The organism is Flavobacteriaceae bacterium HL-DH10, from assembly GCA_031826515.1.
GTDB classification, from domain to species: domain Bacteria; phylum Bacteroidota; class Bacteroidia; order Flavobacteriales; family Flavobacteriaceae; genus Thalassobellus; species Thalassobellus suaedae.
Map to the genome: position 1 here is coordinate 1,195,906 of CP134536.1, position 17,553 is coordinate 1,213,458.

Annotated in this window: 14 protein-coding genes and 1 pseudogene; 5 read left to right on the top strand and 10 right to left on the bottom strand. The window is 31.5% G+C overall.

All coding sequences use genetic code 11. The features are described 5' to 3' along the window. Window positions 1-26: 26 nt before the first annotated feature. Both pckA and RHP49_05315 read right to left on the bottom strand, forming a co-directional pair. A complete protein-coding gene (gene pckA, locus RHP49_05310) occupies window positions 27-1,643 on the bottom strand; it encodes a phosphoenolpyruvate carboxykinase (ATP) (GenBank protein WNH13673.1) in 1,617 nt (538 codons plus the stop codon). Window positions 1,644-1,699: 56 nt separating this feature from the next. Next, window positions 1,700-2,101 carry a DUF423 domain-containing protein gene (locus tag RHP49_05315; protein WNH13674.1) on the bottom strand — a complete coding sequence of 134 codons (402 nt, stop codon included), beginning with the start codon at window positions 2,099-2,101 and terminating at the stop codon, window positions 1,700-1,702. A gap of 111 nt (window positions 2,102-2,212) precedes the next feature. Here RHP49_05315 and RHP49_05320 point away from each other — a divergent pair, with 111 nt between their 5' ends. Together RHP49_05320 and RHP49_05325 are read left to right on the top strand one after the other, a co-directional pair. Continuing rightward, entirely contained in the window at window positions 2,213-3,577 is a 1,365-nt protein-coding gene (locus RHP49_05320) for a saccharopine dehydrogenase NADP-binding domain-containing protein (protein WNH13675.1), read from the top strand. Between the two features lie 194 nt (window positions 3,578-3,771). Beyond that, complete coding sequence (locus tag RHP49_05325; GenBank protein WNH13676.1) at window positions 3,772-4,242, top strand: Lrp/AsnC ligand binding domain-containing protein; 471 nt, start codon at window positions 3,772-3,774, stop codon at window positions 4,240-4,242. A gap of 80 nt (window positions 4,243-4,322) precedes the next feature. On the opposite strand, the gene RHP49_05330 is transcribed toward RHP49_05325, so the two are convergent. The 4 genes and pseudogenes from RHP49_05330 to RHP49_05345 form a co-directional block, all read right to left on the bottom strand. Further along, window positions 4,323-5,864 carry a glycine--tRNA ligase gene (locus tag RHP49_05330; protein WNH13677.1) on the bottom strand — a complete coding sequence of 514 codons (1,542 nt, stop codon included), beginning with the start codon at window positions 5,862-5,864 and terminating at the stop codon, window positions 4,323-4,325. A 173-nt stretch (window positions 5,865-6,037) separates the two neighbouring features. Then, window positions 6,038-6,250: pseudogene (locus RHP49_05335) on the bottom strand (cysteine peptidase family C39 domain-containing protein). 10 nt (window positions 6,251-6,260) lie between these two features. Next, complete coding sequence (locus RHP49_05340; GenBank protein ID WNH13678.1) at window positions 6,261-7,802, bottom strand: TlpA disulfide reductase family protein; 1,542 nt, start codon at window positions 7,800-7,802, stop codon at window positions 6,261-6,263. A gap of 59 nt (window positions 7,803-7,861) precedes the next feature. Further along, window positions 7,862-8,056 (bottom strand): hypothetical protein, encoded by a 195-nt coding sequence (locus RHP49_05345; GenBank protein ID WNH13679.1) that lies wholly within the window; start codon window positions 8,054-8,056, stop codon window positions 7,862-7,864. A 264-nt stretch (window positions 8,057-8,320) separates the two neighbouring features. Here RHP49_05345 and RHP49_05350 point away from each other — a divergent pair, with 264 nt between their 5' ends. Together RHP49_05350 and RHP49_05355 are read left to right on the top strand one after the other, a co-directional pair. Next, entirely contained in the window at window positions 8,321-8,998 is a 678-nt protein-coding gene (locus tag RHP49_05350) for a phosphoribosyltransferase family protein (GenBank protein WNH13680.1), read from the top strand. A 231-nt stretch (window positions 8,999-9,229) separates the two neighbouring features. Further along, window positions 9,230-10,837: an Ig-like domain-containing protein gene (locus RHP49_05355; protein WNH13681.1), complete on the top strand. Its 1,608-nt coding sequence runs from the start codon at window positions 9,230-9,232 to the stop codon at window positions 10,835-10,837. On the opposite strand, the gene RHP49_05360 is transcribed toward RHP49_05355, so the two are convergent. The 3 genes from RHP49_05360 to RHP49_05370 all read right to left on the bottom strand — a co-directional run bounded on the left by RHP49_05360 (window position 10,824) and on the right by RHP49_05370 (window position 13,377). Further along, entirely contained in the window at window positions 10,824-11,603 is a 780-nt protein-coding gene (locus RHP49_05360; GenBank protein WNH13682.1) for an amidohydrolase, read from the bottom strand. The two genes, RHP49_05355 and RHP49_05360, sit on opposite strands and share 14 nt — an antisense overlap. Window positions 11,604-11,657: 54 nt before the next feature. Next, on the bottom strand, window positions 11,658-12,149 hold the full coding sequence (locus RHP49_05365) for a hypothetical protein (GenBank protein ID WNH13683.1): 492 nt from the start codon (window positions 12,147-12,149) through the stop codon (window positions 11,658-11,660). Between the two features lie 82 nt (window positions 12,150-12,231). Then, the gene (locus RHP49_05370) at window positions 12,232-13,377 is read right to left on the bottom strand and encodes a methionine aminotransferase (GenBank protein WNH13684.1); all 1,146 of its coding nucleotides are present in this window, start codon (window positions 13,375-13,377) and stop codon (window positions 12,232-12,234) included. Window positions 13,378-13,456: 79 nt separating this feature from the next. On the opposite strand from RHP49_05370, the gene RHP49_05375 reads away from it, so the two are divergent. Then, the gene (locus RHP49_05375; GenBank protein ID WNH13685.1) at window positions 13,457-15,547 is read left to right on the top strand and encodes a S46 family peptidase; all 2,091 of its coding nucleotides are present in this window, start codon (window positions 13,457-13,459) and stop codon (window positions 15,545-15,547) included. A 220-nt stretch (window positions 15,548-15,767) separates the two neighbouring features. Here the strand turns inward: RHP49_05375 and RHP49_05380 are convergent, their stop codons facing one another. Beyond that, window positions 15,768-17,540 (bottom strand): DNA mismatch repair protein MutS, encoded by a 1,773-nt coding sequence (locus tag RHP49_05380; protein ID WNH13686.1) that lies wholly within the window; start codon window positions 17,538-17,540, stop codon window positions 15,768-15,770. Window positions 17,541-17,553 lie beyond the last annotated feature (13 nt).

A 17,553-nucleotide genomic window follows, 5' to 3' on the forward strand; every position in this document is an offset into this window, starting at 1 on the left:
TTTAAATAAAATTGGGCTTTTTTGTTTTAAAACGCATACCGCTGCGGACCACCACGCCTAATTTCTTCACTACAATGCATTTCAAACTTTTTAAAGTTTTCTCGAAAGGCATTAGTTAATTTAAAAGCTGTTTTATAATAAGCGTCATCATCATTCCAAGTTGCTCGCGGACTCAAAACACTTGTTGGCACTCCAGGACATGATCTTGGTTGCGCCACTCCAAAAACGGAATGTATATGATACGTATCATATGTATACAACCCTAAATCACCATTTAAAACGGCATTAATCATGGCACGTGTATATTTTAACTTCATTCTAGTACCAACGCCATAAGAACCGCCTGTCCACCCCGTATTTACCAACCAAACATTAACACCAGATTCTATCATTTTATTGCTTAACATTTCAGCATATTTAGAAGGGTGTAATGGCATAAAAGGCGCTCCAAAACAAGCCGAAAATGAAGGTACGGGTTCTACAACACCAGCTTCGGTACCAGCAACTTTAGCCGTATAGCCTGAGATAAAGTGATATGCAGCCTGACTTGGTGTTAATTTAGAAATTGGAGGTAATACTCCAAAGGCATCAGCCGTTAAAAAAAAGATGTTTTTTGGGTTCTTACCTATCGAAGGTATCTGAATATTTTCAATGTGATTTATAGGGTAACTTACTCTAGTATTTTGTGTTATGGAAGTATCTTCAAAATTAACATGTCCGTTTTTATCTAAAATAACATTTTCTAAAATAGCACCTTTTTTAATAGCATCATAAATTTCGGGCTCATTCTCTCTTGATAAATTAATCACTTTTGCATAACAACCACCTTCAAAATTAAAGACTGTATTTTCTTTGGTCCAACCGTGTTCATCATCGCCAATTAAGCTTCTATTTGGATCTGTAGATAGCGTTGTTTTTCCTGTGCCTGAAAGACCAAAGAAAATAGCAGTATCACCATCTTTCCCAACATTAGCACTACAGTGCATTGGCAAAGTATTTTTATATACAGGAAGAATAAAATTTAACGCTGAAAAAATACCTTTTTTAATTTCACCAGTGTAACCCGTTCCACCAATTAAGGCTATTTTTTTAGTAAAATTTAAAATCGCAAAATTATGTTGGCGCGTACCATCAATTTCTGGGTTTGCCATAAAACCTGGAGCATTAACTACTGTCCATTCTGACTCAAAATCTTTTAGCTCATCCTCATTTGGTCGTAAAAACATATTATAAGCAAATTGATTACTCCAAGGATACTCATTTACAACCCGGATATTTAGCTTATAATCTTCATCGGCACAAGCATAGCAATCTCTAACAAAAACTTCTTTTTCAGAAAGATAGTTCGCTACCTTATTATATAAAGCATCAAAAGCATCTGCCTCAAACGGAATATTAATATCTCCCCACCACACAAGATCTTTAGTAATAGCATCTTTTACAATAAATCGATCCTTTGGAGAACGCCCTGTAAACTCGCCCGTATTAACAGCTAAAGCTCCAGAAGATGCCTCAACACCTTGTCCTTTTTCAATAGCAATGTCATGAAGTTGTTCTGGGGATAATTGATATTGAACTTTAGCATTTTTAATACCATATTTTTCTAACGAAATCGTTGTAGTAACTTGCTTGTAGTTTTTCATATTTTGCTTAAAATTTATTCATATCGCAAAATTAAAATAATTATTTTAAATTATTCTTAAAAAATATCATTTTTAGGTTTCATTTTTAACAAATTAACAAAAAGCAACCCCCAAGCGATAATTAAAAACAAACCTCCTATTGGAGTAATAAAACCTATAGTTTTAAAATCGAAACTTGATAAGCTATTCGTTGCTAAACCATAAATTGAACCTGAAAACAAAATAACACCGAACAACACAAAATAGAATAGGATTTTTTTATTCTTTACCTGTACATTCGAGACATTTCCTATAAATAATAGTAACAACGCATGATACATTTGATAACGCACCCCTGTTTCAAAAGTTTTTTGTGCTTCAACTGTTATTAATTCTTTTAAAGCATGCGCACCAAAAGCACCTAAAATAATGCTTATTAAACCTAAAATGGATGCCGTAATCAAGATAGTTTTATTCATAATATTTATATTATTCTTAACAAAATAGTGATATATTTATTAAATTCACAAGACAGAAAACATTATCTGATTTCTAATTGATATTAACAAAATTAATCAACAAAACTCAATATGCGAAAAATTTTAGTCATTGGTTCGGGAAAATCAACTTCTTATCTTTTGAAATATTTACTGAATAAATCTATTTCAGAAAAACTTCATATAACTATTGGCGATATAAATATTGAAAACGCTAAAAAACTCATCGGGAATCATAAAAATGCAACAGCAATTCTATTAGATGTATTTAATAATAAAGCTCGTAATGAAGCTATTAAAAACACAGATATTGTAGTTTCTATGCTACCTGCTCGTTTTCATATAGAAGTTGCTAAAGACTGTATTTTATATGGCAAACATATGGTAACGGCGTCGTATGTTAGTGAAGACATGCAGGCACTAGATGTTGACGCTAAAGCTAAAGGTATTGTTTTAATGAATGAAATTGGTGTAGACCCAGGAATAGATCACATGAGTGCTATGCAAGTTATTGACCGTATTAGAGATCATGGCGGACACATGATTTTGTTTGAATCGTTTACAGGCGGTTTAGTAGCTCCAGAAAGTGATAACAATCTATGGAACTACAAATTTACTTGGAATCCTAGAAATGTGGTTACTGCAGGACAAGGTGGCACTGCCAAATTTTTACAAGAAGGTACCTATAAATACATTCCTTATAATCGTTTATTTAGACGTACAGAGTTTCTAGATATTGAAAAATTTGGTCGTTTTGAAGTTTATGCCAACCGCGATTCTTTAAAATATCAAAGTGTTTATGGCTTAGACCATGTGCACACCTTATATAGAGGCACCATGAGACGTGTCGGTTTTAGTAGAGCATGGAATATTTTCGTTGCACTTGGTATGACCGATGACAGTTATACTATTGACGATAGTGAGAATATGAGTTATCGCGATTTTGTAAATGCTTTTCTTCCTTATAGCCCTTCAGACTCCGTTGAATTAAAACTAAGACACGAACTTAAAATAGATCAAGATGATATTGTCTGGGACAAACTTGTTGAACTCGATATTTTTAATGCTCAAAAAAGAGTAGAACTTAAAAAAGCAACCCCAGCTCAAATTCTTCAAAAAATATTGATGGATAGTTGGACACTTGCCGAAGATGACAAAGACATGATTGTTATGTATCATAAATTTGGCTATGAAAAAAATGGCAAAAAATATCAAATTGATGCTAATATGGTGGCATTAGGAGAAAACCAAACCTATACTGCCATGGCTAAAACAGTAGGATTACCAGTGGCAATGGCAACTATAGCTATTTTAAATGGGAAAATTAAAGCTACTGGTGTACAAATTCCAATCAAAAAAGAAATTTATCGGCCAATTCTAGAGGAGTTAAAAGAATATGATATTAAATTTAATGAAAAAGAAGTTCCCTATTTAGGCTACAATCCATTAAATAATTAGGAATAAATCAACCCTATGTTTACCGCTACAATATCAAAAAACACGCTTCGAGTAATCATTAATACAAAAAATAGTTTCAATTTAAAATCAAATAATTACTTTTACATTCTAAATTAAAACAATTCATTACATTTAACATCCATGACTTTATGGATATTAAATATGACCATTGACCAAACCATAAATACAAACATATGAAAGCCAAAACAAAAACCATCACCATTGACGGTATAGACAAAAAAATACTCCGTACTTTAATGGAAGATGCAAGAATACCTATTTTAGAAATAGCTCGAAATGTTGATATTTCCGGAGCAGCTATTCACCAAAGATTGCGTAAACTTGAAAAATCTGGTTTAATTTCTGGTTCTAAATTTATTATTAACCCCAAAATATTAGGCTACGATACCGTTGCTTTTATTGGAGTTTATTTAGACAAAGCCGTACACAACCCAGAAGCTATAAAACAATTAAAAAAAGTACCTGAAGTACTAGAATGCCATTACACTACTGGTAACTGGAATGTTTTAATCAAAATATTATGTAAAGACAATGCGCATTTAATGCATTTACTTAATAATGACATACAAACCATATCTGGCGTTTCAAGAACAGAAACTTTTATTTCATTAGATCAACAAATTGACAGACAAATTTCAATATAAAAAAATCCCAAACAATTATGTTTGGGATTTTTTGTTTTATTGAGATACTGAAACAAGTTCAGCATAACAAACTAAGTTTGCTACATTTTCATTAACCAAGAACGTACATCGACTTCTTGTTTAATAATAGCTCTTAACTCTTCAATTTTAACACGTTGTTGCTCCATAGTGTCTCTATGACGAATAGTAACTGTATTATCTATTAAAGTATCATGATCTACTGTAATACAAAATGGTGTTCCGTTAGCATCTTGCCTTCTGTAACGGCGTCCAACAGCATCTTTTTCATCATAAATGATATTAAAATCCCATTTCAATTCATCTACAATTTTACGAGCTACTTCTGGTAAACCATCCTTTTTAACCAATGGTAAAATAGCCGCTTTTACTGGCGCTAAAACACTTGGTAATTTTAAAACCGTTCTTGTAGTTCCGTTTTCCAATTCTTCTTCTTGTAAAGAATTTGAAAAAACCGCCAAAAACATACGATCTAAACCTATAGACGTTTCTAACACATAAGGTGTATAACTTTTATTTTCTTCATGGTCAAAATATTGTAATTTCTTTCCAGAATATTCTTCATGTGCTTTTAAATCAAAATCGGTTCGTGAGTGAATACCTTCTAATTCTTTAAAACCAAATGGAAATTTAAATTCAATATCGGCTGCGGCATCAGCATAATGCGCTAATTTTTCATGATCGTGAAAACGATAATTCTCAGCACCCATACCTAAACTTAAATGCCATTTCATTCTAGTTTCTTTCCAGTAGTTATACCACTCTACTTGCGTGCCCGGTTTAATAAAAAACTGCATTTCCATTTGTTCAAACTCACGCATTCTAAAAATAAATTGTCTTGCAACAATTTCATTTCTAAAGGCTTTTCCTGTTTGTGCAATACCAAAAGGAATTTTTTGTCGGCTTGTTTTCTGTACATTTAAAAAGTTTACAAAAATACCTTGTGCCGTTTCAGGACGTAAATATAAATCCATCGCCGATTCAGCAGAAGCTCCAAGCTTAGTACCAAACATTAAGTTAAACTGCTTAACATCAGTCCAGTTTTTACTTCCTGTAAGTGGATCCGCAATTTCCAATTCTTCAATAAGTGCTTTCACATCAGCTAAATCTTCATTTTCTAAAGATTTTGCCATTCTTGAAAGTATTGCATTTATTTTTTCTTGATAGCCAACAACACGTCCGTTTGTAGATACAAACTCTTCTTTATTAAAAGCATCACCAAAACGTTTTGCCGCTTTAGCAACTTCTTTATCAATTTTAGCCTCAATTTTAGCACAATAGTCTTCAATTAAAACATCGGCTCTATAGCGTTTTTTAGAGTCTTTGTTATCAATTAATGGGTCGTTAAACGCGTCAACATGTCCAGAGGCTTTCCAAGTGGTAGGATGCATAAATATAGCGGCATCAATACCCACGATATTTTCATTCATTTGCACCATGGCTTTCCACCAGTAGTCACGTATGTTTTTCTTTAATTCTGCGCCGTTTTGTGCATAGTCATACACTGCACTTAAACCATCGTATATCTCACTACTTTGAAATACATATCCGTACTCCTTTGCATGCGATATTACCTTCTTAAATTGATCATCTTGATTTGCCATGCTGCAAAAATAAAAAACCGCTCGAAACAAAAGGGGGTCTTTGTTAAAAATTAAGTATCTAAGTTGTTTATTTTTTATTTAATTCAAGTTTTTTGTACAAAAAGCATCATTATGTTCAATACTAGTAACTTTATATTTTCCCAGTAAGGCTTCAGTACCCAAACCAGAACCTTAAAATCAAGTTTCGCTCCTAGTGATTTAAAACCTATAGATTCAGAAGCATCACTTAGTTTTAAAAGGTTACTCCCTACTCTAGTGGTTTCAGACAAATCACGTATATCTTGCAAAGAAATAAGTTTTCCGTAATGTTTAGCTATAATACGTAAACAAGTGGGTCCACAGTCTTTACTGTCAGGTTGTTTGTAAAAAGGGAAGGCGTTTTTCAAGAGTTTTTCTTTATTCAATACTATTAATAATTCTTTTAAAAACAATACTGTCCGAGGGATGTGGTGAATTATTCAAAACAACCTGATTTTGTTTATTTAGAATTATATATCTTGGAATCGAATGTACTTTTAAATATCTTCCTAGTGATGAATTTTTACCATTGATAACTAAATATTGATTACGAATATTAAGATAACTTTCAAGTTCTTTTGATTTTTTTAACCACTTCTTTTCATCTTCATCTATTGATAGGTAAATCCATTCTACGCTATTTTTAACTGATAATTTATCTCTAAAGTTTTGTGCTTTTTTTATTTCGCTTACACAAGGAGGGCACCAACTTGCCCAAAAATTTATAACTCTTATCCTTTTATTAGAACGGTTAAAAATTTCGCCTAATGTTAAAGTATCCCCATTTTTACTGAGTAATTTGGTGTTTAATGCCGATTGAGAAAGTTTTAATTCGAAGGAATTTAAATCTTCTATAAAATCTTCCATTTCCTTTGTATACTCGGAATCTGGATATTTTTTGCCATATTCGCGAATTACATTTTTAAAAAAAGAAACACTTTTTTTACTGTACCCAAAGCCTCTTCCATGATAAACAGTTATGAGAGAAGCGATTGCGTACTCCTTGGTTTTTTCATCAAAATTATGTTCTATAACAGCTTTTTCTGCCAAAAATTTTTCTTTGGAATAACTTGGATGATCTGAAGTGTCAAAGTAATTTCTTATGAGTACTGATAAAGCAGATTTGAAAGAACCTATATTTAAATGGCTCTCATCCTTAAAATCATCTATTGTAATATCTCCTAAATAGTCTTTAAAATTAAACAACTGCTCTTTACTGCTATACTCTTTTTGAATAATTGTAAATAATTCCTCTGGGCCAGCCAAGTAAAAAGAGTCTCCATTTTTTTGTGTTCTGGGGATTATTAATTCATATATGTGCGAATATTTCAAATCGGATTCTACAAAATCAATAAATAACTTTGATGTGATATTATGCCTCCTTACGTATTTATTAAAAAAGCCTACTTTTTTTCTGTAAATAGAGTCTACCCTGGATTTATATTCTATGATACTGCCTTTATAAGGATTGTGTATATATCTTGGAGTAGAATCTTGTAAACTTGAATAAAAGTTATGTTCATCTGCTTTTTCTCCCTTAATGCTAAATCGCTTATTTTTAATTTCAAAAATTATCGTATCATTTGGTTTCGCCATAAATGTAGCACGATACTTGAAATCTTTGGACCATGAAGTCAAGTGTAAGAGTTGCGGTTCTAAAATAGAATCGATCTCCATGACTATAGAGTCACCAATCACTTTTCGGTCAGTAATGCAATTTCCATGAATAAGTGAAGCCGAAGACGCATTTAGTACACTAAAATGGTTAAAAGGTCTTAAATCATCTGTTTTACCAATAATTAAGACTTTTCCTTTTTTTACATTATTTATGTCTTTAATCTTTTTATGATTGCTATTGTTTTTACTATTACAGCTAAAGACTACAATAACTAATACGATATAAAATATTATCTTTCTCATTGAAATATTAAATGCAGTTAACACAGGTTAAAAGTAATTACCTTTAACCTGTGTTTTTGTTAAAGTTGAACTAAAGGTCCCGTACATATCAAACTGGTATAACTTGTAGGAACATTAGCGTCACACCAACTTCCACAGTTCTCACAGCTATTGACGTCTCCCCACCATGCAGCTCCAGTATTACTATTTTTACAGTAGCATTGATTACTGCCATAACCACCGAATACTATTTTAAGTTCGTTGCACTGAAGCATATCACTAGCTTCTAACTTTAACTTTTTTAAACGTAATATTTAAATTAATAATTGAGAGACGATCAAATGTAAGAATTATTTTCTAATATTTGAAGTAAAAAATAAATTAACAATAATAAAAACCTACTTGCTTAAAAGTAAAAAACTATACAAATAAGTACTTATACTTACAAAAATAAATTAGAAGCGACAAAGAAATTTTCTAGACTAAGCATCTATGCACAAATTTTTTATTTAACTTTATAAACTGTCTTATCTATATCAATGCTCAAATCAATTCTAAATTTATTCTTCCCAAAAGTCTGTTATGCTTGCCATAACCTATTGAATGATAATGAGGACACTATTTGTATCGATTGCCGACACGATTTACCCATAACCAACATTCATTTTGAGGATAATGATACTATAAAAAAAGTACTTTACGGACGCGCAAACATTGAAAATGGCACTGCCTTATTTAGGTTTGAAAAAAAAGGACTCATACAACAACTCATCCACAATTTAAAATATAAAGGCTATGAACATATTGGATTTGTTTTAGGAAATTGGCTGGGTGGTGAACTAAAAACTCTAGAAACATACAAAGACATAGATGTCGTAATTCCTGTACCACTGCATGATAAGAAGCTTAAAAAACGAGGTTATAACCAAGTTTCAAAATTCGGACAACAAATTTCTGAAGCTTTAAATATTGATTATAAAGATGACGTGCTAATTAAAATTACGAATACAAAATCGCAAACCAACAAAAGCCGATTCTCTCGCTGGACTAACACAGACGAATTATTTGCACTAAAAAACATGAAAACTATTGATAACAAACATATTTTATTGGTAGACGATATTATTACAACAGGAGCAACACTAGAAGCCTGTATTTCGGTTTTAAATCAAGCAAAAAACATAAAAATAAGTATTGCAACCATGGCAATAGCCTAATAAGATTGTCGTTATATCTATAAACTCACATCATACATCAGAAAATCTATTACATATTAAAACTACTGTAAAATATATCACATCCCTACTTCTTTAAGTTTATCCATAGCGGTGCTATGCAAAAACTTATAAGAAGTCATATTTTATTGTATTTTTAATCTTCATGACGACTTTCTAATGCATGATGTGAATTAAAAATTATGTAGGTTTGTGCAAAAGTATTATTTAGTAATGATTAAGACGCTTTCAAATTTTATTTTAGCTCTATCTATCGGGCTTGTTTTTGTTAATTGCGCCAACCGTGGTACACCCGAAGGCGGTCCTAAAGACTTAGACCCTCCTGTTATTGTAAAGGCGATTCCTGAAAACTATTCTACAAATTTTAGTGGTAATGAAATTAAAATCTATTTTGATGAGTATGTTAAAATGAAAGACCTTCAAAAGCAGCTTATTATTTCGCCTCCAATGGATACACAGCCAGAAATTACACCTATTGGAAGCGCAAGTAAATACATTACTATTAAAATTCACGACACCTTACAACCTAATACTACTTACGCATTTAACTTTGGAAATAGCATTGTAGATAATAACGAAGGAAACCCTTATCCTTATTACCGATATGTACTGTCTACAGGAGGTTATATTGATTCACTTACTGTTAAAGGAAATATTATTGATGCCCTAAAAAGACAACCTGAAACCTTTGTAAATGTAGCACTTTACGAAGTCGATTCTACCTTTTCAGATTCTATTATTTATAAAGAAAAACCAAAATATATTACCAACACATTAGATAGCATTACAACCTTTTCTATTGAAAACATAAAAGCTGGAAAATATATGTTAATAGCTTTAAAGGATGGTAATAGCGATAATAAATTTCAGCAAAAAACAGATCAGATTGCATTTTACAAAAATTTTATTGAAGTGCCTACAGATTCGCTTTATACACTTAAATTGTTTTCTGAAGACCTCGATTTTAAAGCTGTAAGACCTATTTTAGAAGCTAGTGAAAAAATTACATTTGGTTATGAAGGTGATTATAGAGGCATGAAGATTAACATTAATTCTGAAATACCTGACGATTTTAGTTACCGCATTACCAAAGACGAAAAAACAGATACACTTTACTATTGGTACAAACCTAAATTAGAAGTAGACTCCCTTCTTTTTACAGTTTCTAATACCAAATATAAATTTGAAAAAGATTATACCGTTAAAATACGAGATAAAAAAAGAGATTCGCTAACCTTAAAAGGCATACCACCTGTAGGCTCTGAAGATCCTTATAAAATAAGAGGAAGTGTGCCTTTTATGAGTTTTGATGATTCTAAAATTAGTTTAATGGATAAAGATTCTTTAACCATTGATTTTACTACACAATTTGACACTATTAATAATACTTATGCTATAAACTTTAAAAGAACTGAAGCAAATAGCTATAAAATACAAGTGTTACCAGAAGCTTTTGTTGACTTTTTCGACACTACTAATGATACTTTAAACTATTCTACATCTACTAAAAAAACATCCGATTATGGTTATGCGCGTTTTACCCTAGTAAATGCTACATACCCACTTATTGTTCAATTAACTACTGAAAAAGGAGATGTGAAATTTGAACAATATGCCGTTTCTGAAAGCACCGTAGATTTTTTAAATCTGCCACCAAGTACCTATTACATTAGAGTTATTCATGATGTAAACGGTAATAAAAAGCACGATACGGGTAATTATCTTAAAAAAATACAACCCGAAAAAGTGAGTCATTTTAAAGAAATTGAAATTAGAGCAGATTGGGGTTATCCTGAAACACTTCAATTTATAACAGAGTAAAGGTATCTTTATCGTTTAAAAATTTAAGTTTATTTCTATAAGCTTCAACGTGTCTTTTTTCTAAAGTAACCACTTCAACCTGTTCTTTACCAGGTTTAAAAGTCGTTTTTATATTTCCTAAAACATCGTACACCGCAGAGTGTCCTGAATATTCCATATTTAAACCATCTACGCCTACTCTATTGACGCCAATAACATAGCTCATATTTTCAATAGCACGCGCTTTTAACAAGGCATCCCATGCAGATATTCTAGGTTTTGGCCAATTGGCAACATACATTAAAACATCATAATTTTCAACGTTTCTTGCCCAAACAGGAAATCGTAAATCATAACATACTAGCGGACAAATTTTCCAACCTTTATAATCAATAATCACTTTTTCATTTCCTGCCGAAAACACTTTATCTTCGCCTGCAAGGGTAAAGGTATGTCGCTTATTATAATAGGTTATTTTACCCGAAGGTTCTACGAAAAGCAATCTGTTATAATACTTATTTTCTTCTGAAATAATAAGACTTCCTACGATGGCTGCATTTGTTTTTGAAGCCATTTTTTGCATCCATAAAACGGTATCACCTTGCATGGTTTCAGCCACTTTTGAAGCTTCCATTGTAAAAGCTGAAGTAAACATTTCGGGAAGTACAATAACATCTACTTCATCAGATATCTCATCTATTTTATTTGAAAAACTTATACGATTCTGCTTTGGGTTTTCCCAAACCAAATCAGATTGAACTAATGCGATTTTAAGTTGATTTTGCATAATTAAAATGGCGCTTTAAAATATTAAATCTAATTTTATAACTTTTTGAATAAATCAATTAATTATTTTTAGCTCAGCTTCCTTTAATTTCTGTTCTAATTTTTTAAGTCGATTTTGCCATTTGGCTTCATCGTTTGGAGATAATTCACCATTATCTTTTAATTTTTGATAGTCTTCTTTTACATCATTTAAATTATCTCTGACTTCAAAGAAATAATCTCTTACTTCCTCTCTTTTATCAATTTTATCATCTAACTGTTTCTGTTTTTCCTTAAGTTCCTCCTCCTTTTTCCTTAATTCTTTTAAAGATTCTTCAATTTGCTCTTGCTTTTCTGCTGCAAGCTTTTCGGCTTCAAGGCGTTTTTCTAAACTAGATTGTATTCTCTCTTTTTCTATGTCAGAAAGTTTATTCGTAACATCTTTACCTTTATTATAAAAATTATCCCCTTTAACATTATACACTTTGCCATCATTTGTAATAACGCGCTCTTTAGTCCCGCAAGAAATAAACAATACTGTAATAACAATAGTAATCAATCTTCTCATTTTTGCTTTTTAATTTAAGTTCCATCTATGTAACAACAATAGCATCATTACATTCCCATATTTTATTATAATATAAGGGTTTTCATATATTACACAAAATATCAGTGGCTCTTTTTAAAGTATCTTCTGTCTTTGCAAAACAAAACCTTAACACTTTATCATCGCTGTTATTGCAATTAAATACTGATAAGGGAATGGATGCTAAACCTTTTTCTACAGTTAGTCGTTTTGCAAAATCGACATCATATTCATCAGTAATTTCAGAATAATCTAACACTTGAAAATAAGTACCTTTTGAAGGCGTAAATTTGAATCTGGAATCTTTTATTAAACTTAAAAATAAATCTCTTTTTTTCTGATAAAAAGCAGGCAATTCTAAATAATGTTTCGGCTCTTGCATATAGTCTGCAATTCCCTTTTGCGTTGGATGATGAATACAAAACACATTAAATTGATGTACTTTCAAAAACTCCTTCATGAGCTCCTTTGGCGCACAACAATAGCCAATACGCCATCCAGTATTATGAAATGTTTTACAAAAAGAAGCTACTACAAAACTTCTAGTTTTCAACTCTGGAAACAAACAGGCACTTTGATGTTTTTCTTTATCAAAAATCATGTGTTCATAAACCTCATCACTTAACACAATAATATTAGTGTCTTTTGTAATGGCTTCCAATTGTAACATGTCTTCATGCGAAAACACAGTCCCCGTTGGATTATGAGGCGTATTAATAATAATCATTTTAGTTTGACTATTAATCTTTTCTTTTACCTGCTCCCAATCTACCTTAAAGTTATTATACGCTTGCATCTGAATAGGAATAACTTTTCCTCCGTTAAGCTCTACTATTGGTTGGTAACTGTCATAAGCTGGTTTAAAAATAATAACCTCATCATTCGGTTTTACAAATGTTGTAATAATAGTAAAAATAGCTTGTGTTGCTCCAGCTGTTATGGTAATTTCAGTTTCTGGGTGATAACTCGTACCATAAAGTAAATCAAACTTTTTTGCAATTACCTCTCTTAATTCTAAATTACCCGTAATTGGTGCATAATGATTATAACCAGAATTCATAGCCTGACTTACTAAGTCAATTAATTTTTGGTCACTATCAAAATCAGGAAACCCCTGTGATAAATTTATAGCATGATGTTCTGCTGCTAAGCCACTCATCACAGTAAAAATGGTTGTTCCTACATTAGGAAGTTTAGAAATATGTTGCATTTTTTGATAAATAGAGTTGTAAATTTACAATAATAAATAAATGCTTTTTTATATTTAAGCATATTCAATTTTTAACACTATGAAATATCTTAAAATTATTCTTCTTTTTATAACTATTAATATCTCTGCTCAGCAAGGAGGCATGTGGATTCCTTCACTTTTAGAAGGCTTGAATGAAGAAGAAATGACTAGTCTTGGAAGCAAACTATCAGCTAAAGATATTTATGATATTAACCATTCTAGTTTAAAAGACGCCATTGGTCATTTTGATGGTGGATGTACCAGTGAAGTTATTTCACCCAAAGGGTTAATATTAACAAACCATCATTGTGGTTTTGGTCAAATTCAATCCCATTCTTCGCTTGAAAACGATTATTTAAAAGATGGTTTTTGGGCTATGAACCTTGATGAAGAACTGCCTAATAAGGGCTTATATGTAGAGTTTATTGTAAGCATTCATGATGTTACTAATGAGGTTTTAAATTTGATTAGTGATGATATGACTGAAAAAAATAAGCAGTCTGTTATATCTAAAACCAGTAATAACATCATGAAAAACTGGCCAAAAGAAACCTGGCAAGATGTTAAGGTTAAATCTTTCTACAAAGGCAATCAGTACTTTTTATTTGTTACAGAACGATTTGAAGATATCCGATTAGTTGGAGCGCCACCAACAAGTATTGGTAAATTTGGCAGTGATACTGATAACTGGGTTTTTCCAAGACATACAGGCGATTTTTCATTATTTAGAATTTATGCCGATGAAAACAATCATCCAGCAACATATAGCAAAAACAACAAACCATATAAACCAAAACACTTTTTACCAATTTCTTTAGATGGCATTGAAGAAGGAGATTTTACTTTGGTATTTGGTTTCCCTGGTCGTACTAATGAGTACTTACCTGCCGTTGCCTTAGAACATATTACAAAAGAATTTAATCCAACAAATATAGCTATTCGTGAAGCAGCTTTAAAAGTGATTGATGCAGAAATGAAAAAAAATGATGACGTACGCATCAAATACGCATCAAAACAATCCGATATTGCTAATGCGTGGAAAAAATGGATTGGCGAGAATTTAGGAATTCAAAAAAGTAATGCCGTAGCAAAACGACGTGAATTTGAAGCAACTTTCACAAAAGCTTTAAAGGAAAAAGGTTTAGAAGCTAAATACGGATCTATTCTTCCCAAATTTGATGTGTTATACAAAGACTTTGCGCCTGTAAATATTAAACGCCGTAATTTTATTGAGGTTTTTTTAATAACCAATGAGTTAATGCAAATGGTATTTAGAACATATCAATTTGAGAACGCTATAACAGCAAATTCCGAGAATTTAGAACAAGCAAAAGCTAGTTTAATTGCCGACTTTAAAGGTGTTCATAAAAATTATGATATTACCGTAGATAAAGACGTTTTTGAAGCCGTGATGCCATTTTACAGCAACAATGTAGACTCCAGTATTTATGACAAAACAGCATTTACTCATTTAGATAGCGCTTTAAAATTATTAGAAGGTTCTAATGTTAAAGATATCATCAAAAAATTGAATAAAGATGCTGCTTATCAGTATGCAAAACCTATAATTGACGAATTTTTCAACACCATTAATAATGAGTTTCAGAAAAAAAATGAACCTATAACTGCCTTACAAACCAAATATATGACGGCTTTAATGGAAGCTTTGCCAAATGAGCGATATTTTCCAGATGCCAACAGTACACTTAGAGTTACCTACGGGCAAGTACGTGGTTATTCTCCCAGAGATGCTGTACAATATAATGCTGTAAGTTATTTAGATGGGGTTATTGAAAAATATGTACCGGGAGATTATGAATTTGACGTTCCTGAAAAATTACGTGATTTATACGAATCTAAAAATTATGGGAAGTATGCAGATAAAAATGGAAAAGTTCCAGTTTGCTTTTTAGGAACTAATCATACCACTGGAGGAAACTCTGGAAGTCCTGCTATTGATGCCTATGGAAATCTTGTTGGTTTAAATTTTGACCGTGTTTGGGAAGGTACTATGAGTGATATGAACTATGACCCAGATATTTGTAGAAATATAATGGTCGATTTACGGTATGTGCTTTTTATAATTGATAAATATGCTGGGGCAGCACATTTAATTGATGAAATGGTTTTGGTGCATCCTAAAAACTAAATCTCTTAATTTATTTTTGTTTTAATCCTCGATACAATTTCGAGGATTAAAAGATTTTCTTGAAATCAACTATCCTTTAGGCAGAAGCATAGAGATATTTCTCTAGTTTCATTTTAACAAAATGTCAAAAATCAAAATTCTGTTATTTAGATTCCCGTTTTCACGGGAATGACAATTTCAACGAAAATCCATAGTCAGAGCCTTCAGGAATTCTTTTCGATTAAACAATCTCCATTTTCTTCAATAAAAAAGATGCATTCATATTTTTACATATACCCGTTTTTAAAGTGTAATCAAAATGAAGTTCATCATTAATAATTTCAGCATCAAAATAATAGTTTTTTACATCGTCAAGCTCCTTTTCAATTTCACATAAACTTAAATCATGTGTTGCAATAATGCCTGTAGCATTTGAAGCAACTAACTTTTCAACAAATTTACGCGAGCCAATAGCTTTATCGGTACTATTGGTGCCTTTTAAAATCTCATCTAAAACAATAAAATACGGCTCTTTTTGAATGGCATCTACAATGTATTTTAATCGTGTGAGCTCTGAAAAGAAATACGAACTATCGTCGGTTAGCGAATCTGTTGTTCGCATACTTGTAATTAACTTAACTGGCGAATATTTACTGGTTTTAGCGCAAATTGGTAAGCCTACATTTGCCATAACAATATGCAAAGACACCGTTCTTAAAAATGTACTTTTCCCAGCCATGTTTGCTCCTGTAACAATAAAAAATTGTTCATTATTAATGGTTAAGTCACTATCAACCCGTTTATTTTTATTTAGCAACGGATGCCCTAAACCTTCAGCATGTATAACCGAACCATCATTTACAATATCTGGAAACACAAAATCTGGGTGATTAAAAGCAAAATTTCCTAAGGAATTATAAGCATCAAAAAACGATACAACTTCAAACCATACAGCTACTTTATCGGCATGTTCTTCAATCCATTTTTCAATATGGAAACTGTTTTTAACATCGGAAAGAAATAACCCATTTCCAAAAATGGCAGAAATTAAATTATTTCTATTATCCAAAGCATCTATAGCCTTAGAAAGTTCTTTAAAAATGGTTGAAGCCTTTTTATTTTCTTTCTGAATTTGTTGCTGCTTTTGTTTTAATAATTCTGATGAAAAGGTTTCGTTTTCTATTAAATCTAACAATAAGGCATATTGACGAAACGTATCTTTAACCTTATCGGTATTAGACGCAAGCGAATTTATCTTTTTAAGATAACTGCCTGTTACCCCCAAACCAACTAACAACCAGTAACCTATTAAAGCTTGATTTGTTATTATACCAAAAAGTATAAGGGTAAATACAAGTATTGAAATTACTAAAAAGCCTAAAGGCAACCTCTTCATAACTTTAGGTAAAAACGACTGATAATTCTGCAACCAATTTATAATTTGCTTTGCAGGCGTTTCTATATGTACCAAACTTGAAGTCGCCGAATAATATTGTCGCCATTTGGGTTTAGCGCTCAACTCTTTTATAGCATCTTGTCTCAAAACAATATCATCAACATGATTTGCTTTTAAGGCATTCGCTAAATTTTGAGTACCTTCTTTACTCGTGGTTCTATTTATGAATTGAAAAAAAGAACCACGCCCAAATAAATCGATATCTAAACTATAAAAATGATTGGAATCTTGAAATTCTAAACCGCCTTGCCTATGATGAAAATCACCTGAAGCAATTTCAATTTCATCTTCATTAATTTTAACCAAAGCTTCATTAAAATGTCTTTGTGCTTTTACATCATTATATTTTGATAATAAAAGCAAAAATATAACAACTCCAATAACAGCAATAAAAACAGCTACTTGCCATTGAGAAAACGTTAAATAAACACCAAAACTCACTGCTATAAAAACAACCAATCTTAATGTACTTAAACCTGTCATTTGTTTATAAAGCTTTTGAACTTCTGCTTTATAAATATCTAAATGCTTTTTATAGTATGACAAAGGATTACTCATTATCTGTTTTTTA

Coding starts and splice junctions, on each gene's coding strand:
- RHP49_05360 (WNH13682.1), bottom strand. CDS start 11,603: ATGCAAAATCAACTTAAAATCGCATTAGTTCAATCTGATTTGGTTTGG.
- RHP49_05325 (WNH13676.1), top strand. CDS start 3,772: ATGAAAGCCAAAACAAAAACCATCACCATTGACGGTATAGACAAAAAA.
- RHP49_05375 (WNH13685.1), top strand. CDS start 13,457: ATGAAATATCTTAAAATTATTCTTCTTTTTATAACTATTAATATCTCT.
- RHP49_05365 (WNH13683.1), bottom strand. CDS start 12,149: ATGAGAAGATTGATTACTATTGTTATTACAGTATTGTTTATTTCTTGC.
- RHP49_05330 (WNH13677.1), bottom strand. CDS start 5,864: ATGGCAAATCAAGATGATCAATTTAAGAAGGTAATATCGCATGCAAAG.
- RHP49_05350 (WNH13680.1), top strand. CDS start 8,321: ATGCTCAAATCAATTCTAAATTTATTCTTCCCAAAAGTCTGTTATGCT.
- RHP49_05370 (WNH13684.1), bottom strand. CDS start 13,377: ATGCAACATATTTCTAAACTTCCTAATGTAGGAACAACCATTTTTACT.
- pckA (WNH13673.1), bottom strand. CDS start 1,643: ATGAAAAACTACAAGCAAGTTACTACAACGATTTCGTTAGAAAAATAT.
- RHP49_05315 (WNH13674.1), bottom strand. CDS start 2,101: ATGAATAAAACTATCTTGATTACGGCATCCATTTTAGGTTTAATAAGC.
- RHP49_05345 (WNH13679.1), bottom strand. CDS start 8,056: ATGCTTCAGTGCAACGAACTTAAAATAGTATTCGGTGGTTATGGCAGT.
- RHP49_05380 (WNH13686.1), bottom strand. CDS start 17,540: ATGAGTAATCCTTTGTCATACTATAAAAAGCATTTAGATATTTATAAA.
- RHP49_05320 (WNH13675.1), top strand. CDS start 2,213: ATGCGAAAAATTTTAGTCATTGGTTCGGGAAAATCAACTTCTTATCTT.
- RHP49_05340 (WNH13678.1), bottom strand. CDS start 7,802: ATGAGAAAGATAATATTTTATATCGTATTAGTTATTGTAGTCTTTAGC.
- RHP49_05355 (WNH13681.1), top strand. CDS start 9,230: ATGATTAAGACGCTTTCAAATTTTATTTTAGCTCTATCTATCGGGCTT.